The sequence below is a fragment of the Shinella sp. 1A1 genome, from assembly GCF_055379515.1.
On the sequence record NZ_AP039672.1, the window covers coordinates 610,647 to 627,171 of the forward strand.

General features: G+C 66.2%; 14 protein-coding genes. 9 read left to right on the forward strand and 5 right to left on the reverse strand.

Features of this window, described 5'->3' with window-relative positions:
* Positions 1–8: 8 nt before the first annotated feature.
* The 4 genes from ACZ48C_RS19535 to ACZ48C_RS19550 form a co-directional block, all read right to left on the reverse strand.
* Positions 9–1,070 carry an ABC transporter ATP-binding protein gene (locus tag ACZ48C_RS19535; RefSeq protein ID WP_424548248.1) on the reverse strand — a complete coding sequence of 354 codons (1,062 nt, stop codon included), beginning with the start codon at positions 1,068–1,070 and terminating at the stop codon, positions 9–11.
* Positions 1,067–3,289 (reverse strand): ABC transporter permease, encoded by a 2,223-nt coding sequence (locus tag ACZ48C_RS19540; protein ID WP_464783741.1) that lies wholly within the window; start codon positions 3,287–3,289, stop codon positions 1,067–1,069. The genes ACZ48C_RS19535 and ACZ48C_RS19540 overlap by 4 nt, the downstream gene beginning before the upstream one ends.
* A 69-nt stretch (positions 3,290–3,358) precedes the next feature.
* Positions 3,359–4,387 (reverse strand): ABC transporter substrate-binding protein, encoded by a 1,029-nt coding sequence (locus ACZ48C_RS19545; RefSeq protein WP_119255722.1) that lies wholly within the window; start codon positions 4,385–4,387, stop codon positions 3,359–3,361.
* Between the two features lie 119 nt (positions 4,388–4,506).
* Complete coding sequence (locus ACZ48C_RS19550; protein ID WP_464783742.1) at positions 4,507–5,529, reverse strand: ABC transporter substrate-binding protein; 1,023 nt, start codon at positions 5,527–5,529, stop codon at positions 4,507–4,509.
* 197 nt (positions 5,530–5,726) lie between these two features.
* Here ACZ48C_RS19550 and ACZ48C_RS19555 point away from each other — a divergent pair, with 197 nt between their 5' ends.
* Genes ACZ48C_RS19555 through ACZ48C_RS19565 form a run of 3 tightly spaced genes read left to right on the forward strand, consistent with a single transcriptional unit; the run spans position 5,727 to position 9,258 of the window.
* Complete coding sequence (locus ACZ48C_RS19555) at positions 5,727–6,488, forward strand: response regulator transcription factor (RefSeq protein ID WP_464783961.1); 762 nt, start codon at positions 5,727–5,729, stop codon at positions 6,486–6,488.
* A complete protein-coding gene (locus ACZ48C_RS19560; protein WP_464783743.1) occupies positions 6,485–8,617 on the forward strand; it encodes an ATP-binding protein in 2,133 nt (710 codons plus the stop codon). The genes ACZ48C_RS19555 and ACZ48C_RS19560 overlap by 4 nt, the downstream gene beginning before the upstream one ends.
* A 56-nt stretch (positions 8,618–8,673) precedes the next feature.
* A complete protein-coding gene (locus tag ACZ48C_RS19565; protein ID WP_464783744.1) occupies positions 8,674–9,258 on the forward strand; it encodes a tyrosine phosphatase family protein in 585 nt (194 codons plus the stop codon).
* Positions 9,259–9,295: 37 nt separating this feature from the next.
* On the opposite strand, the gene ACZ48C_RS19570 is transcribed toward ACZ48C_RS19565, so the two are convergent.
* On the reverse strand, positions 9,296–9,805 hold the full coding sequence (locus tag ACZ48C_RS19570; protein ID WP_464783745.1) for an NUDIX hydrolase: 510 nt from the start codon (positions 9,803–9,805) through the stop codon (positions 9,296–9,298).
* Between the two features lie 156 nt (positions 9,806–9,961).
* Here ACZ48C_RS19570 and ACZ48C_RS19575 point away from each other — a divergent pair, with 156 nt between their 5' ends.
* The 6 genes from ACZ48C_RS19575 to ACZ48C_RS19600 all read left to right on the forward strand — a co-directional run bounded on the left by ACZ48C_RS19575 (position 9,962) and on the right by ACZ48C_RS19600 (position 16,495).
* Complete coding sequence (locus ACZ48C_RS19575; protein ID WP_464783746.1) at positions 9,962–11,242, forward strand: ArgE/DapE family deacylase; 1,281 nt, start codon at positions 9,962–9,964, stop codon at positions 11,240–11,242.
* 38 nt (positions 11,243–11,280) lie between these two features.
* Positions 11,281–12,663 carry a MocR-like ectoine utilization transcription factor EhuR gene (gene ehuR, locus ACZ48C_RS19580; RefSeq protein ID WP_464783747.1) on the forward strand — a complete coding sequence of 461 codons (1,383 nt, stop codon included), beginning with the start codon at positions 11,281–11,283 and terminating at the stop codon, positions 12,661–12,663.
* Between the two features lie 81 nt (positions 12,664–12,744).
* Complete coding sequence (gene eutA / locus ACZ48C_RS19585) at positions 12,745–13,506, forward strand: ectoine utilization protein EutA (RefSeq protein ID WP_464783748.1); 762 nt, start codon at positions 12,745–12,747, stop codon at positions 13,504–13,506.
* A gap of 26 nt (positions 13,507–13,532) precedes the next feature.
* On the forward strand, positions 13,533–14,711 hold the full coding sequence (locus tag ACZ48C_RS19590) for a M24 family metallopeptidase (protein ID WP_464783749.1): 1,179 nt from the start codon (positions 13,533–13,535) through the stop codon (positions 14,709–14,711).
* The gene (locus ACZ48C_RS19595) at positions 14,698–15,894 is read left to right on the forward strand and encodes a M20 metallopeptidase family protein (RefSeq protein WP_464783750.1); all 1,197 of its coding nucleotides are present in this window, start codon (positions 14,698–14,700) and stop codon (positions 15,892–15,894) included. The genes ACZ48C_RS19590 and ACZ48C_RS19595 overlap by 14 nt, the downstream gene beginning before the upstream one ends.
* 112 nt (positions 15,895–16,006) lie before the next feature.
* Positions 16,007–16,495, forward strand: a complete 489-nt coding sequence (locus tag ACZ48C_RS19600; protein WP_119255939.1) for an Lrp/AsnC family transcriptional regulator — start codon at positions 16,007–16,009, stop codon at positions 16,493–16,495.
* Positions 16,496–16,525: the final 30 nt, after the last annotated feature.

Consider the following 16,525-nt stretch of genomic DNA (forward strand, 5'->3'; position numbering starts at 1 on the left):
CAATGGTGTCAGGTATTGATGAGGGCGATGCCGCGGTTCTTGAACTGCAGCGTGGCATCCGCCGCGGCGGGCAGGATGCGGTCGACGGCGTGGTCAACGATGAAGAGCGTGCCGACATCGGTCTCGACTTCGTATTCGACATGGTCGCCGAGATAGGCCGAATGCAGGATGCGGCCGGAAAGCCCCTCCCCGCGCCCTTCGGTGAGCGTCACCGAGCCCGGCCGCACGGCAAGGTTCGCCGCGCCGGGCTTTGCCCGCCCGGCCGGCACGCGATGCTCGAACCCGCCGACGCGGACCTTCGCCTCATCGTTCTCGATGCCGATCACCTCGCAGGCGATCACATTGGCCTCGCCCATGAAATCGGCGATGAAGGAGGAGGCGGGCGCCTCGTAAAGTTCACGCGGGGCGCCTGACTGGGCGATCTCGCCGTCCTTCATGACGATGATGCGGTCGGAGACGGCGAGCGCCTCGTCCTGGTCGTGCGTGACATAGACGGCGGTGAAGCCGAGGCGCTGCTGGAGCTCGCGGATATCCGTGCGCACCTTGCGGCGCAGGCGCGCATCGAGGTTCGACAGGGGCTCGTCGAGCAGCAGCACCTGCGGCTCCAGCACCAGCGCGCGGGCGACGGCGACGCGCTGCTGCTGGCCGCCGGAAAGCTCGGCCGGCAGGCGGTGGCCCATGCCGGCGAGGCCTACGAGCGCCAGCCCCTCCTCCGCCCTTTCCCGCGCTTCTCTGCGCGAGAGGCCGGAGGATTCGAGGCCATAGGCGACATTGTCGAGCGAGCTCATGTGCGGGAAGAGCGCATAGGACTGGAAAACCATCGAGACGTCGCGCTCGTTGGCCGGCAGCATGGTGACGTCCTTGCCACCGATGAGGATGCGCCCGGCGGTCGGGTGCTCCAGGCCGGCGAGCATCCTGAGCGTCGTCGTCTTGCCGCAGCCGGAGGGGCCGAGCAGGGTGACGAGCGTGCCGGGCTCGATGGTGAGCGACAGGTCCGGGATCGCGGTGAAGGCGCCGAAGGTCTTCTTCACATTCTCGAAGGTGACGGAACCGGCTTTGGGATTGATCATGCGATTTTCTCCTGACGGGAGGAAGAGGACGGGGTGAGGCCGGCGACGCGGTTCTCGCGCCTGAGCCGCCGTTCACCGACGAGAAGCTGGAAGACGGCGATGACCGCGATCATCACGACGATCAGCATGGAGGAATAGGCGATCGCCACGCCGTATTCGCCGTTCTCGACGAGGCCGACGATGTAGGACGTCGCCATGTTGTATTCGGCGCTGACGAGGAAGATGACTGCGCTGATGGAGGTGATGGCGCGCACGAAGGAATAGACGAGCGCAGCGGTGATGGCCGGGCGCAGCAGCGGCAGGATGACCTTGCGGATCGTGCGGAAGCTGCCGGCGCGCAGCGTCAGCGAGGCCTCGTCGAGGCTCTTGTCGAGCTGGCTCATCGCCGCGATGCCGCCGCGCACGCCGACCGGCATGTTGCGGAAGACGAAGCAGGCGATGAGGATCAGCGCCGAGCCCGTCATTTCCAGCGGCGGCAGGTTGAAGGCCATGATGTAGCTGACGCCGATGACCGTGCCGGGAATGGCGAAGCTCATCATCAGCGCGAATTCGAAGACGTTCCGCCCGGCGAACTTCTGGCGCACGATGATATAGGCCGTCAGCAGGCCGACCGCGGCGGTGAGCGGGGCGGAAAGAAGCGCGATCTCCATGGTCGTCCAGAACGAGTTCCAGGCGACGCCCGTCCAGGCGATGCCGCCGTCGAAGGTAATCGAGAAGGCCTTGATGTAGTGGTCGAGCGTCAGCGAATTGTCGAGGCCCCAGGTCTTCACGAAACCGCCGACGAGGATCATGCCGTAGATGACCAGCGTAAACAGGCCCCACGGAATGACCACCGAATGGACGGCGATGGAAAGCCCCTTCGGCAGGGCGATATGCGCCCCGCTGTCGCCCTTGCCGGTGACGGTGGCGAAATTCTTGCCGGAGAGCCAGACGCGCTGGGCCAGGAAGGCCGAGAGCGTGAAGAAGAGCAGCACCATGGCGAGCACGGCGGCGCGGGACGGATCGTTCTGCGAGCCGACGACGGCAAAGAAGATTTCCGTCGAGAGCACGCCATGGCTGCCGCCGAGCACCAGCGGGTTGCCGAAGTCGGCCATGCTCTCGATGAAGCCGATGAGGAAGGCATTGGCGAGGCCCGGCTTCATCAGCGGCAGCGAGACGCGGTAGAAGGTGCGCCAGCGGTTGGCGCGCAACGTGGTCGATGCCTCCTCCATCGACGGGCTGACGCCCTCGACGACACCGATCAGGACGAGGAAGGAGATCGGCGTGAAGGAAAGGACCTGCGCGATCCAGATGCCGGTGAGCCCGTAGAGCCAGCGGCCGGGCTCGATGCCGAGGAGGCTCGAAAGCCCCTGCGTGACCACGCCGGCGCGGCCGAAGAGCAGCGTCAGCGCAAGGCCGATGACGAAGGGCGGCGTGATGATCGGCAGGATCGTCAGCAGGCGCAGGCCCTTCTTGAAGGGAAACTGCGTGCGGGTGGCGACCAGCGCGAAGGCTAGGCCGAGCAGCGTGGAGCCGAGGCCCGTCATGATGGCGAGCCAGAGCGTGCGCCAGGCGACGCCGCATCGGCCCGCGCCGATGACGCAATTGAGGCTCCAGATGCTCGGATCCTGCAGGTTGCGGATGAAATTGTCGGGATTGAACGAGCCGTCGAAATCCTGCACCGAGCCGATGAACATGCTGCCGATCGGATAGAAGACGAAGACCGCGACCAGGAAGACGAGCAGCGAGATCGAGCTGACGACGAAGGCATCGCCCTTCATGACGCCCCGCTCGGCAAGGCCGAAGGAGAACATCAGGACGAAGGTGATGGCGGAGAGCACCGCGCCCGCCCCCATCGAGGACTGGCCGTCGGCAAGCGGGCCGAACAGGCTTTCGCTGATCGCCCATGTCCAGCCGGAAAAGCCGATGGCCAGCCCCTGGAGCGCGAGGAACAGGACGCCGATCGCCCCCACCCAGGCCAGCACGGCGCCGCGGCGCATCGGGTCCGCCATGCCGCGCGCCGCACCGGCGATGAGAAGGAGCAGCACGACGGCCGCGAGCCACAGGCGGCCATGCGCCGCGATCTGGACGAGACCGGGTGCGGCCTCGGTGGAAAGCGGGAAACCGGCCAGCCAGCCGAACCCGAAGAAGCCGTTCTCGATGCGATACCAGGGCAGAAGGGTCAATGCGACCGCGCCCAGGATCAGGACGATGTCCAGCCTGCGATTGCCATTCGTCATGGCCGACCTCGCTGTCTTTGATTATGGGAAGACGGCGCCCGGAGGAGACGGGCGCCGCCACTCAGGACATCAGTTGGCGGCAGCGCCGACTTCGCGGTCCCAACGTTCCAGCAGTTCCTTGCGCTTTGCCGGGTCGCCGTAAGTCTTGAAGTCGTAGTTGATCAGCTTGATGTCCTCGAACTTCGGCGCTTCCTTCGGAATCTCCGCATTCTTGTTGGAGGGAAGCTGGAAGGACTTGGCATCCTTCATGCGCGACTGGACTTCCGGGGTCAGCGCCCAGTCGTACCAGATCTTCGCATTGTCGAGGTTGCGCGCGCCCTTGATGATCGACATGGAGCCGATCTCGTAGCCGGTGCCTTCGCAGGGCGTGACCGAGGTGACCGGGAAGCCTTCGGCAATCTGTGCCACGGCGTCGTGCACGAAGACGATGCCGAGCGCCGTTTCGCCGCGCGCCGCCGCCTTGACCGGCGCGGAGCCGGACTTGGTGTATTGCGAAATGTTCTCGTTCAGCTTCTTCAGGTAGTCGAAGGCCTGGTCCTCGCCCATGATCTGCACGAGCGAGGCGAGAGCCGTATAGGCCGTGCCCGAGGAGTTCGGGTTGGCGATCTGGATCTCGCCCTTCAGTTCGGGCGCCAGGAGGTCGGCCCAGCACTTCGGCTCCTTGAAGCCCTTCGACTTGAAGATGTCGTTGTTGTAGCCCCAGCCGAGCGCGCCGGCATAGACGCCGACCGTACGGTAGCCCGAGCTTTCCGCCTGGCTCTTGGCCCAGTCGTTGAGCTCGTCGAGCTTGGGCGACTTGTATTCCAGCGTCAGGCCTTCGGAGGCCGCCTGCAGGTGCGGGTCGCCCGTGCCGGCCCACCAGATGTCGGTCTTCGGGTTGCGGGCTTCCGCGCGGACCTTCGCATAGGTCTCGCCGGAGGACAGGCGAACCATGTTCACCTTGATGTCGCTGTGCGCCTTCTCGAAATCGCCCTTCATCTGCTCGCAGATGACGACGTCGGCCGAGCAGATGAGGTTGAGCTCGCCGGCGGCCTTTGCCGGCAGGGCGGCAAGGGCCGTTCCGGCGAAGAGCATGAGGGAAAGGGTCTTCATTTTCATTGGGCATCCTCCTGTTGCCTGGTCATGAATTCGGCTGCGAACGGCGCACGAGGGGGCCATCGGCCTGCCCGCGAGGGCGGCGCGTCCGCGGTTTTCTTAAGTCTTTCGTGAAAGCTCGCTCAGTTCGTCGCGGCGATCTCCGCGTCGAACCTTTCGAGCAGCCGACTTCGCTCTTCCGGCGAGCCGAAGGTCGCGAAGTCGTAATCCACCATCTTGATCATCGAGATATCGGGCGCTGCCAGCGGCAGGGTCGATTTCGCATTGGACGGCACCTGGTTCTGGCCGGATGCCGCGCCGGTGCCCTGCCCTTCCGGGCTGAGCGCAAAGTCGACGAAGCGCTTCGCCTCATCCGGGTGCCGCGCGCCCTTGACGATGCTGACCGCGCCGATCTCGTAGCCGGTGCCCTCGCAGGGCGCGACGATCACCAGCGGATAGCCCGCCTGTTTCTGGGTGACGGCGTCATGCATGAAGGAGATGCCGATCAACGTCTCGCCGCGCGCCGCCGCCTTGACCGGCGCGGAGCCGGCGCTCGTATAGCGCCCGATATTGCGGTTGAGCGCCGCCATGAAGCGGAAGGCCTCGTCCTCACCGAAGAGTTGCACGAGCGTTGCAAGCGTCGTGAAGGCCGTGCCGGAGGAGTTCGGATTGCCGCTTTCGATGCGCCCGCGATAGGAAATGTCGGCAAGGTCCTTCCAGCAGGCCGGCGCGGGCAGTTTCAGCTGGCGCAGGAGGTCGGCATTGTAGGCAAAGCCGAGCGCTCCGGCATAGATGCCCGCCGAGCGCCCGCCCGACATGGCGAAGAAATTCTGCGCCCAGGGCAGCATGTCGCGTTCATGCGCCGGGCGATAGGGTTCGAGAAGGTCTTCCGACCCGCCCTGGAGATGCGTGTCACCCGTGCCGCCCCACCAGACGTCGACCGTCGGGGCGGCCTTCTCGGCGCGGATCTGGTTGAGGATGTCGCCGGTGCTCTTGCGGGTCATCGAGATTTCGAGGCCGGACTTCGCCTCGTACGCCTTCTTCATCGCCGCGCACCAGTCCTCGTCGACACCGCACAGAACGGTGAGCGCCGGGGCTGTCATGCCGGTCGTGACGCTGCATAGCCACAGGGCCACGCCCGCGCCGAAAGCGGTGATGCCTTTCACGATTTCCTCCCATTTGGAACGTCGCCGTCCCAATCTCCGCAGTCAGGATGTCACATTCCCCGCCTGCCGCAATCGAAGAATGGTTACCGTTCTTACAGCCCGGGGCGGCCGCCACATGGCAAAAATTACAAAGATTACAAATGTGATAAATCCGCATAACACGAGCTGCTTTGAACATTCGACAAGCGCCGCCTATGATGCGGGCGGGAGGACGTGCAGTGCTGATCGAGCGGATTCGGATTCTGATCGTCGAGGACGATCCGGACATGGCGGAGCTTGTTTCCGACCTCGTGGAGGCGGAAGGCTGGACGCCGCTTATCGCCCCGTCGGCCGAAGAGGCCGCGGCCGTGCTCGCGCATGAGACCGTGCATCTCGTGCTCGTCGACCATAACCTTCCCGGCACCTCCGGGCGCACCTTCGCCCAGCGCCTGCGTGCGCAGACCAATATCGGCATCGTCATGGTGACGGCCGCCGGCAGCGCGGCGGATCGCGTGCTGGGGCTGGAAACGGCGGCGGACGACTATGTCGTCAAGCCCTTCGAACCGATCGAGCTCACCGCCCGCATCAAGGCGGTGCTGCGCCGCACGATACCGTCGCTGAAGCCGGAGCGCGACGGCGAGCGCGAGCCGGAGCCCGCTTCGCTCAAGCTCGGCGATTGGTCGGTGGACCTGAAGAATCGCCGCGCCGTCTGCCTCTCCGATCCGGGCAAATCGCTTACCAGCGCCGAATTCACCCTTCTCGAAATCCTTGCCGAGACGCCGAACATGCCGGTCAGCCGCGCGCATATCCTTGACCGGCTCGGCGCGGAGAGTGACCGCTATATCGACCGCAATGTCGATGTCCTCGTGCTTCGGCTGCGGCGCAAGATCGAGCGCAACCCGGACCTGCCGCGCCATATCAAGACGCGGCGCGGCAAGGGATACGTTCTCGACACGGACGACGGCGAGCCCGCCCCGTGATCAGCCGCCCCTTCCTTTCGTCGATCGCCTTCCGCCTGCCGTTTGCGATCGTCTTCATCTGCGTGCTGGTCTTCAGCCTCGCGACCGTCGCCGTCTACGGCCTGCAGCGGGCGCGGGAAGAGATGGCCGCCTACGGGCTTCAGGCCTTTTCCAGCCTCGCCAAGGCCTCTCTCGTCTCCCGCCAGGTCTCGGACCTCGTGTCGAGCGCCCCGTTCTTGATGAATGCGACGTCGCCCTACCGCGTCTCCAGCGAAAGCCGCTCGGTGGTCGGGCAGGTCGACGTGCTGCTGCGCGCCATGCAGCCGGAAAGCGGCGAGAAGGCGGTCAAGGGCTTTGCCAGCGCGCGGATCGTCGAACTGCTGGAGACCATCCGCAACCAGACGACGACGCTTGCCGCCGATGCCGATTCCGCCCAGCAGCACAAGGCGGAAGCCGCCGCGGCGCTAGGCGAGATCGCGACCGGGCGCGGCATCGCCGATGCGGATTTCCGCCGCCGGCTGAATGGCATCGTGCAGTCGGCTTCCAATTCCGACAGCCTCTTCCAGCTCGGCGAGCTGCGCCGCCGCTATGTGGCGGAAACCACGCCGCGCCTCGAGCGGGCGGCGCCGGATGTCCGCGTTTCCGCCGCCGAGCTCGCCCCCTATGAGCGGGTCTTCGAGGCGCAGACCCAGTACTTGCTCGAAATGTTCTCGATCCGCGCAGCCGTCGCGCGGCTGCATGTCGTCTCGCGCGACCTGTCGCATGCCACGGAAACGCAGAGCGAAGCCGTCGCCCGTGGCCTTAACGACGACCTGCTCACCACTTCCGACGTGCTGAGCCGGCTGCTCGTCATCGTCGCCTTCGCCGCGCTCCTGGTGCTTGCCATGGCGGTCCTTTCCATCCGCTCGGTCATGCGCGTCTCGCGCGGCATTGTCTCGCTTTCGAGCGGCATGAACGCGCTCGCGGAAGGCCGCAAGGATGTCGAGGCGCCGAGCTACGAGGGATCGGAAACGGAGCTTGTGCGGCTCCTGGAGGCCTTCCGCGCCTTCCGCGAGAGCGTAGAGCGCGTCTCGCGTCTCCGGCGCACCGCCGAGGCGGCCGCCCGGACCATCCGCTCGACCTTCCGCAACATGAATGAAGGGATCGCGCTGTTCGATCCACGCGGCCGGCCGATCACCATGAACCGGCGCGTCATCGAGCTCGTCGGCTGGTCCGGTTCGGCGCGAAAGCTGCTGGCGCGGAAATTCGTGGAACCCATTCCCGAGATAGAGCCCGCTCTCCTGCCCGCGGACGAAGACCGGGGCGCGCTGGAGGACCGCGCCGTCCTGCGCCACCGCTCGAAGGCCGGGCGCGTCACGGAGGTCTCGCTCTCCCGCCAGCCGGACGGCGGCATCGTGCTGCTTGCCCGCGACGTCACGGACATGGACCGGCAGGAGGCGGAGGCGGCCAAGGCGCATCGCCTCGACGGCATCATGCGCATGACCCATCAGGTGAGCCACGAGGTCGGCAACATGATCGGCATCATTACGGGAAGCCTCGGCCTGCTGGAGCGGGAGACCGGCTTCAACGACCGGCAGAAGCGGCATCTCTCCCGCATCCGCAAGGCCGCCGACCGGGGGCGTTCGCTCGCCGGCAGCATGCTTTCCATCGGCAGCCAGCAGCCGATCCATCCGGGCGCGGTGGAGATCGGCGCGCTGCTGCGCGGCATGGCGGACGTGCTGGAGATCGCCATAGGCGAGAAATGCCGCCTCGCCTTTGACATCGCGGAGGGCCTTCCGGCCGTGCTGCTCGATCCGGCCCTCTTCGAGCAATCCGTGCTCAATCTCTGCCTCAACGCCGCCGCGGCGATGCCCGAAGGCGGAACGATCCTCGTGCGTTCCTTCCGCAGCGAGACGGGCGTCGTCGTGGCGGTGAGCGACGAGGGTGTCGGCATGTCGCCGGAGGCGGCGGACAAGGCGTTCGAGCCCTATTTCACCACCCGCAACGAACAGGGCGGCGCCGGCCTCGGCCTTGCCGTGGTCTACGGCTTCGTGCGGCAGAGCGGCGGCGACGCGCGCATTCATTCCATCCCCGGCAAGGGCACGACCGTCGAACTGTGGTTCCCGGCCCGCGCCGGGGAAAGACCCATCATAACACCGCCATTTCCGTAGCGTAGGGCACGGAAAATGACATCAATCATTTGCATCGAAGACTGAAAGGACAGACCATGGATGTGATCTTTACCCCGGAACTGACGATTTGCGGCATCGAGGAGCTGCCGGCGCAGCGCGAGCGCAAGGTGACCCATGTCCTGTCCCTGCTCGACCCGGAGCTTCCCGAGATCGAGACCTTCGCGACCTATGGCCAGCACCACCGCACGACGCTGCGCTTCCACGACATCATCGTCGCCGCGCCGGACCGGGTGATGCCGCGTCCCGACCATGTCGAGGCCATCCTGAAATTCGGCTCGGACTTCCAGGCCCAGCAGAACGCGCAGGCGTCGAGCCACCTGCTTGTGCATTGCCATATGGGCGTTTCCCGCTCGACCGCCGCCATGCTGACCCTGATGGCGCAGGCCAACCCGGATGAAACGGCCGAGAACCTCTTCACCCGCCTCGTCACGATCCGGCCGCAGGCCTGGCCGAACTCGCAGATGATCGGCTTTGCCGACGAGCAACTCGGCCGCAAGGGCGAGCTGATGGCCGCGCTCGGCCGCCACTACGGCCGGCAGATCCGCAATCAGCCGCAATATGGCGAGTGGATGAAGACCCTCGGCCGCCATGCCGAACTGCAGATGGCCATCCTCGACTGAAGGATCAGAATTCCGGCGGCGTAAAGCCGCCGGAGCTTCAGCGGGGAACGAACTCGACCAGCATGGACTTGAGCTCGATCTCGCGGACGCGCCGGGCGGCCTCGTCCGGGCTGACCCAGGCGAGGATGCGCTCACCCTTTTCCTTGAACTTTTCCGCGACGCCCGTGACCTGGATCTGGAAGACGTCGACGACGCAGGGCGCGACATCGCCGTCGTCGAGCAGCTTCAGATAGGTATAGCTGCCGACCGGCTTCTTGCGGACGGTTCCCTTGACGCCGGCCTCCTGCAACGCCTCGATGGCCGCCGCTTCATAGGGTTTCCTGCCCTTCATCGGCCAGCCCTTGGGGATGATCCACCGCCCGCTGTCGCGCGACGTCACGACAAGGATCTCGATCCCCTCGCCCGTCGACGCGGGGCGAAAGCAAAGGGCGGCATATTGCTGGCGGAAGGCACCCGAGAACAGCTTCTCGGGCGAAGCCGCGAGCTTCTGCAGGAGCGTCTTCGGCTTGCGCTCCCCCGCCCTCTTGTCCTTCTTGCCTGTCTTCACGGTCTCTATCGCCGACGCTTTTAATCCGTCTCTGAATGATGGAGTTCGCCGCCCGTGTCAAAGCGGAAGTCGGGCTTCCGGCCGATCCGGCTTGAAATGGGCGGAGCAACGGCTACGCTGCCCCGCACCCGCATTCAACTTCGGACCCGGCCCGCCATGACATCTGCAAATGCCCGTATTCTCAATGCCGTAGACCAGTCTTTTGAGAGTGAGGTCCAGTTTCTGGAAAAGCTGGTCGCCTTCCGTTCCCTCCGCAACGAGGAGGCTGAGGCGCAGGATTTCATTCAAGCGGAGTTGCGGCAGCGAGGCTTTGCGGTGGAGCGCCTGCGCACCGATGCCTCGAAGATCGGGCAGCACCCGGCCTTCTCGCCGGCCACCGTCGACTATGCGGAAAGCTGGAATGTCGTCGGCCTGAAGCCGGCAGGCGGCGCGGGCGGCCGCTCGCTCGCCTTCAATTCCCATGTCGACATCGTTCCGGCGGGGAGCAGCCACCGCTGGGCCTCCGCCCCCTTCCAGCCGGTCCGCAAAGGCGACTGGCTTTACGGGCGCGGCGCCGGCGACATGAAGGCCGGCCTCGTCGCCTCCATCTTCGCGCTCGACGCCATCGCGGCGGCCGGCCTTTCCCTGCGGGGCGATGTCCAGGTCCAGTCCGTCGTGGAGGAGGAGATCACCGGCAATGGCGCCGCGACGCTCTTCGAACGCGGCTTCGTCGCCGATGCGATCATCAGCCCCGAACCGACGGACGAGCAGCTCGTGCGCGCCAATGCCGGCGTCATCAAGTTCCGGCTGGAAACCAAGGGTCGCCCCGCCCATCCCCGCGAGCCGGAATCCGGCCAGAGCGCCATCGATCTCATGATCCGCCTGATCGGCCATCTCCGGGCGCTGGAGCGCAAGTGGATCGATGAACGGCAGGACAGGCGCTGGTTCCGCGATCTCGCCAACCCCGTGGCATTGACCATCGGCACGATCAGCGGCGGCGACTGGATCGCCTCCATTCCCAGCGATTGCGTCGCGGAGGGCCGCATTGGCTTCTATCCGGGCGAAGATCCGCAGGTGCGCGCCGCGGAATTCGAAGCCTTCCTCGCGCGCATCCAGACGGAAGATCCGGCCTTTGCAGGCGAGCGTCTGGTCGACCTCACCTGGGTCGGCGTGATGCATGCCGGCTACGAGCTTGCGGAAGGAACGCCGGCCGAAGCCAGCCTTCGCGCCGCCCACGCCCTGACGCATGCGGGAAGCGACCTCTCCTCCTATGTCATGGCCTGCTATCTCGACGCCGCCGTCTTCTCCGTGCACGGCAACATCCCAGCGCTCGTCTATGGCCCGGTGGCCGAAAACATCCACGGCATCGACGAGCGCGTCAGCCTTTCCTCGCTGAAGCGCGTCACCAAGACGCTCGCCCTCTTCGCGGCGGACTGGTGCGGCATAGTGGAAAGCTGAACCATTGAAATTGTCATGCATTTGCGCCAGAAAAATGCATGACAAAATGGCAACCCGATCCCGCCCTCCTGCGACGTCCCGTCTACATTTCCCTCGCCGACCAGTTCACGGCCGCGATCAAGAGCGGCCGGCTTGCTGCGGGCGGCAAACTTCCGGCCCATCGCGACCTTGCCTATGACCTGAAGGTGTCCATCCAGACGGTCAGCAAGGCCTATGACATCCTGGCCCGCCGGGGCCTCGTGTCCGGCGAGGTGGGGCGCGGAACCTATGTGAAGCCGGGCGGCCCGGCGCTGCAGTCGCCCTATATCGCCGAGCGGCTGGCGAATGTCATCGACCTCTCCATCGTGACGCCCGTCTGCACCACCATGCAGCTCGACCGGATGAAGGCGGCGCTGCACCGGCTCGGCGACACGATCCCGCCGGCCGCCGTGCTGTCCTTCCGGCCCAATACCATCTTCGCCCGGCACAACGAGGCGGCCGTCTCCTGGCTTTCCGGCCTCGGCGTGGAGGCGGCGCCGCAGAACGTGCTGCTGACGAACGGCGCATCCTCCGCCTTCACCGTCGCGCTCATGTCGGCGGCCGGCCCGGGCGCGATCCTCGCGGCGGAAGAGATCTGCTACCACGTCATCCGCCCCCTCGCCGACTATCTCGGCATCAGGGTGCGGGCAATTGCCGCCGACGCGGATGGAATGCTGCCGGAGGCGCTGGAGGAGGCCAGCCTTCGCGAGGAGGTGCGGGTGCTGACGCTCCAGCCGAACCTTGCCAATCCCACCTCGGTCCTGATGCCCGAAGACCGGCGGCGGGCGATAGCCGAGGTCGCGCGCAAACATGACATGACGATCATCGAGACCGATGTCTTCGGACCGCTCCTGTCCGATCGGCCGCAGCCGCTCGCGGTCCTTGCGCCGGAACGCACGATCTACATCACCGGATTCACCAAGGTCGCAGTGCCAGGTCTGAGGATCGGCTATATGGCCGCGCCCGACCATTTCGCCGCGACGATCGCCAACCGGCAGCTGATGGCGAACTGGATGGCGACGCCCATCATGGCCGAGATCGCCACGCTATGGCTTGGCGACGGCACCATGGAAGCCCTGGTCGGCTGGCAGCGCGAGATGCTGCGCGCCCGCCATCGCATCGTGGCGGAATCCCTAGGCGAGGCGTCCTGCCGCGCGCATCCCGAAGGCCTGCACGTCTGGCTGCCCCTTCCGCCCGATCACGACGAGCTCGCCTTCGTCTCCCAGGCGCGTGCTCGGGGCGTCGCCGTCGCCCCGAGCACGCCCTTCAGCCTCTCCGGCCTTCCCGCCGGCGCCGTCCGGCTTTCGGTCGGCGCGACGGAAGCGGAGGAGTTGCGCGCGGGCCTCGATATCCTCGCCTCGCTCCTGCGCGCGGCGCCCGATCGGAGCATTCTCTCGATCTGATAAATTGACACGTGTCTTTTTCGAAGATTGACGCGGTTCTTTCTGCGCGGCTCAATACAGGTCGAGAACTGCGGAGCGCGCATGATCGAGGAAATTCAGCCACGGCAGGCACTGGACGATCGCCCTGCGCCCAGGCGCATCGGCCTGATCGCACTCGCGACCGACCACACCGTCGAGGCGGATTTCCGGCGTCTCGTCGCGAGCGATGCCGTCGCGGTCCATGTGGCCCGCGTCCACTACGCCAATCCGACCACGCCGGAAAACCTGCGCGCGATGCATCCGCACCTTGCCGCCGCCGCCGGGCTCATCCTGCCGGGCGAGGCGCTCGACGCCATCGTCTACGGCTGCACTTCCGCCTCGGTCGTCATCGGCGAGGATGCGGTGGCCGCGGCCCTCGAAGCGGGCAGGCCGGGAACGCCGGTCATCACGCCCGCAGGCGCGGCCGTCCGGGCGCTTCGCGCCCTGCGGGCACGGCGCATCGCTATCCTGACGCCTTATGTCCGGCGGACGGCGGAGCCGATGCAGGCATTCTTCGCCGCAAAGGGCTTTGACGTCGACCGCCTCGTCTGCCTCGGCATGGAGGACGACCGGGAGATGGCGCGCCTGCCGCTCGAGGAGATCGTGCGGCTGGCCGTCGAGACGGTCACGCCCGGCGCCGAGGCGCTGTTCCTCGCCTGCACGGCTCTCCGTGCCGCGCAATGCGCGCCCGAGATCGAGCGGCGAACCGGCCTGCCGGTCGTCACCAGCAACCTTGCGGCTGCCTGGGCCTGCCTCCGCCAATGCGGGATAGCGCCCGACCCGGCGGCGGCCTGCCGCCTGCTCAACCTTACCGATACCCGATAACCGCCACCCGACAGGATGCGTCCATCATGATCGAACTTCCCTTCGCGCTTTCCGAATACAAGGCCCGCCTCCAGGCCATCCGTGCGGAGATGGCGCGCCGCAATCTCGACCTGCTGGTCGTCAACGACGTCGCCAACCAGCACTACATCACCGGCTATGACGGCTGGTCCTTCTACACGCCGCAGGTCGTGCTCGTTCCCCTCGCGGACGAGGAGCCCGTCTGGATCGGCCGCGCCATGGATGCGGCCGGCGGCCTTCTGACCGCATGGATGAAGCCGGAAAACGTCGTCGGCTTCCCGGAGGACCATGTCCAGCGCGCCGACCGCCACCCGATGGACTGGATCGCCGGCTGGATCACTCGCAAGGGCTGGGATCGCGGCAATATCGGCATCGAGTTGGAGGCCTATTACTACTCGCCGAAGGCGCATGCGCGCCTTACCGCCGGCCTGCCCAATGCGGCCTTCCACGACGCGGACCTCTTGGTGAACTGGATCCGCAGCGTCAAGTCCGCCGCCGAGATCGATTATCTGCGCAAGGCCTCGCGCCTTGCCGAAGCCGCCGTGACCGCCGCCTATGACGTCATTGCGCCCGGCGTGCGCGAATGCGATGCCATCGCGCGGATCCAGGCCGCGCAAGTTGCCGGCTCACCCGACTTCGCCGGGGACATCACCGCCCTTCCCCCGACCATCCTTGCCGGCGAGAACGCATCTGCCCCCCATGTCATGTGGAGCGACCGGCGCTTCGGCGAGAACGAGACGGTCGCGCTGGAGCTTGCCGGCGTCGTCCGCCGCTATACGGCCGGCCTCGCCCGCACCATGCAACTCGGCCGGATGCCGGCCAAGGTCGGCGACACCGGCAAGGCGGTGCTCGAAGGCATGGACGCCGTGCTCGCCGCCATCAAGCCGGGCATCACGGCTGAGGAGGTCGAGGCCGCCTGGCGGCAGGTCATCCAGCGCTACGGCCTGAAGAAGGAATCGCGCATCGGCTATTCCATCGGCGTCGCCTATCCGCCGGACTGGGGCGAGCACACGATCAGCCTGCGCCCGGGCGACAGGACCATCCTCAAGCCCGGCAACGTGCTGCACTCCATTCTCGGCATGTGGATGGACGGCTGGGGGATCGAGGTCAGCGAGACGATCCTCGTGACCGAACGCGGCTGCGAGACGCTGACCAACTTCCCGCGGGATATCCATGTCAAGGCCTGACCCCGACACCGCCGTGATGGAGCCGTCGCTGGAACGCGGGATGATCGACATCCGGCGCCACCTCCATCGCAATCCGGAACTGTCGAACGAGGAGCGCGAGACGCAGGCCTATCTGAAACAGGCGCTCGAGGCAGCGGGGCTGGAGAATGTCCGGCCCGTCGCGGGCTTCGGCCTTGCCGTGGATATCGCCGGAACGGCCGGGCCTTCGAACCGCAAGGTGGTGATCCGGGCCGATATCGATGCGCTGCCGATCACCGAGGCATCGGGCGTGCCCTTCGCCTCCGGGCGACCGGGCGTGATGCATGCCTGCGGGCACGACGCGCATGCCGCGATGGGCTACGCCGCCGCGGTCCTGCTCGACCGGCAGAGGTCGTCGTTCAGCGGCACGGTGCGCCTGATCTTCCAGCCCGCCGAGGAAGCCGAGCCGCTCGGCGGCCGGCGGGTGATCGAGGAGGGCCTTCTCGATGACGTGGACGCCGCAATCGGCATCCACGTCGATCCCTATACGCCCGCCGGGCAGATTGCCGTCGGCGCCGGTCCCTATACGCTCGCCTGCGATATCTTCGACGTCGTCGTCACCGGCAATTCCGCCCATGCCGCCAAGCCCTCCGACGGGGTGGATGCGATCGCGGTCGCCTGTTCCATGGTGACGGAATTGCAGAAGATCGTCTCGCGCGAGATCGATCCCTACGACCCGCTGGTGGTTTCCGTCACCGGCATCGAGGGCGGCGGCGCGTATAACGTGATCGCCCCCGAGGTGCGCCTGAAGGGCACGATCCGCAGCGGCCACGAGGAGACACGGCAGAAGGCCTGGCGCCGGTTGCGGCAGATCCTCGAAGGCCTTGCCACCACTCATGATGCAAGCGTCGCGGTGACGATCCAGCGCGGCGAGCCGCCGGTCGTCAACGCGCCCGAAATGGTCGCCATCGTCCAGCAGGCGGGAGCCGAGGTTATTGGGCGGGACAACGTGCTCAACGCGCCCGGCTGGACCGCGGCGGACGACTTCGCTTTCTACAGCGAGAAATGCCCGTCGGTCTATTTCCGCCTCGGCATCCGCAACGAGGCGATGGAGGCAATCTATCCGCTGCATCACCCGAAGTTCCGCGTGGATGAAACCGCCCTTCCCAAGGGTGCGATGACCCTGTCTGCGGCTGCGCTCAGGTTCCTCCGGCAACTGGAATAGCCTCGCGCGCAGGATGACTTGCAGCGGCAGATGAAATAATGCTCGGCACCATGTGAAAGCTGCGCCGGAAATCCGGCGCAGCCACGCAATTTCGTTGCGAAAGGTGCTGAAGATGAGCGAGAAGCCGACACGCGGTTCCGCCGAGCTCGACCGGCTGGACCTGAAGATCCTCGACATCCTGCAGCGGGACAACAAGACGCCGCAGCGAACCATCGCGGAGATGATCCACCTCTCCGCGCCGGCCGTCCAGCGCCGCATCCGGCGCATGGAGGAGATCGGGGTCATCAGGGCCAATGTCGCGCTCGTCGATCCGGCGAGGGTCGACCGGTCGATCACGCTTTTCGTCGAAGTGGAGATGGAAAGCGAGCGCGCAGAGCTTTACGACGCCGCCAAACGCTCCTTCGCCGCCGCGCCGGAGGTGCAGCAATGCTATTATGTGACGGGAGAGGCGGATTTCATCCTGATCGTTATCGTGCGCGCCATGTCGGATTACGAGGCGCTGACGCGAAGGCTCTTTTTCGGCAACAACAATGTGAAACGCTTCCGGACGTTCGTTTCCATGGAGCGCGTCAAGGTGGGATTGAGCATTCCGCTGGAGTGACGTTCCTGCGCCGCGCGGAACAAAAGTCAG

What these genes read in the sequence shown, in the direction of transcription:
- ACZ48C_RS19535 (WP_424548248.1), bottom strand. Translation starts at nt 1,070, where the DNA reads ATGATCAATCCCAAAGCCGGTTCCGTCACCTTCGAGAATGTGAAGAAG.
- ACZ48C_RS19540 (WP_464783741.1), bottom strand. Translation starts at nt 3,289, where the DNA reads ATGACGAATGGCAATCGCAGGCTGGACATCGTCCTGATCCTGGGCGCG.
- ACZ48C_RS19545 (WP_119255722.1), bottom strand. Translation starts at nt 4,387, where the DNA reads ATGAAAATGAAGACCCTTTCCCTCATGCTCTTCGCCGGAACGGCCCTT.
- ACZ48C_RS19555 (WP_464783961.1), top strand. Translation starts at nt 5,727, where the DNA reads ATGCGGGCGGGAGGACGTGCAGTGCTGATCGAGCGGATTCGGATTCTG.
- ACZ48C_RS19565 (WP_464783744.1), top strand. Translation starts at nt 8,674, where the DNA reads ATGGATGTGATCTTTACCCCGGAACTGACGATTTGCGGCATCGAGGAG.
- ACZ48C_RS19575 (WP_464783746.1), top strand. Translation starts at nt 9,962, where the DNA reads ATGACATCTGCAAATGCCCGTATTCTCAATGCCGTAGACCAGTCTTTT.
- ehuR (WP_464783747.1), top strand. Translation starts at nt 11,281, where the DNA reads ATGACAAAATGGCAACCCGATCCCGCCCTCCTGCGACGTCCCGTCTAC.
- eutA (WP_464783748.1), top strand. Translation starts at nt 12,745, where the DNA reads ATGATCGAGGAAATTCAGCCACGGCAGGCACTGGACGATCGCCCTGCG.
- ACZ48C_RS19590 (WP_464783749.1), top strand. Translation starts at nt 13,533, where the DNA reads ATGATCGAACTTCCCTTCGCGCTTTCCGAATACAAGGCCCGCCTCCAG.
- ACZ48C_RS19595 (WP_464783750.1), top strand. Translation starts at nt 14,698, where the DNA reads ATGTCAAGGCCTGACCCCGACACCGCCGTGATGGAGCCGTCGCTGGAA.
- ACZ48C_RS19600 (WP_119255939.1), top strand. Translation starts at nt 16,007, where the DNA reads ATGAGCGAGAAGCCGACACGCGGTTCCGCCGAGCTCGACCGGCTGGAC.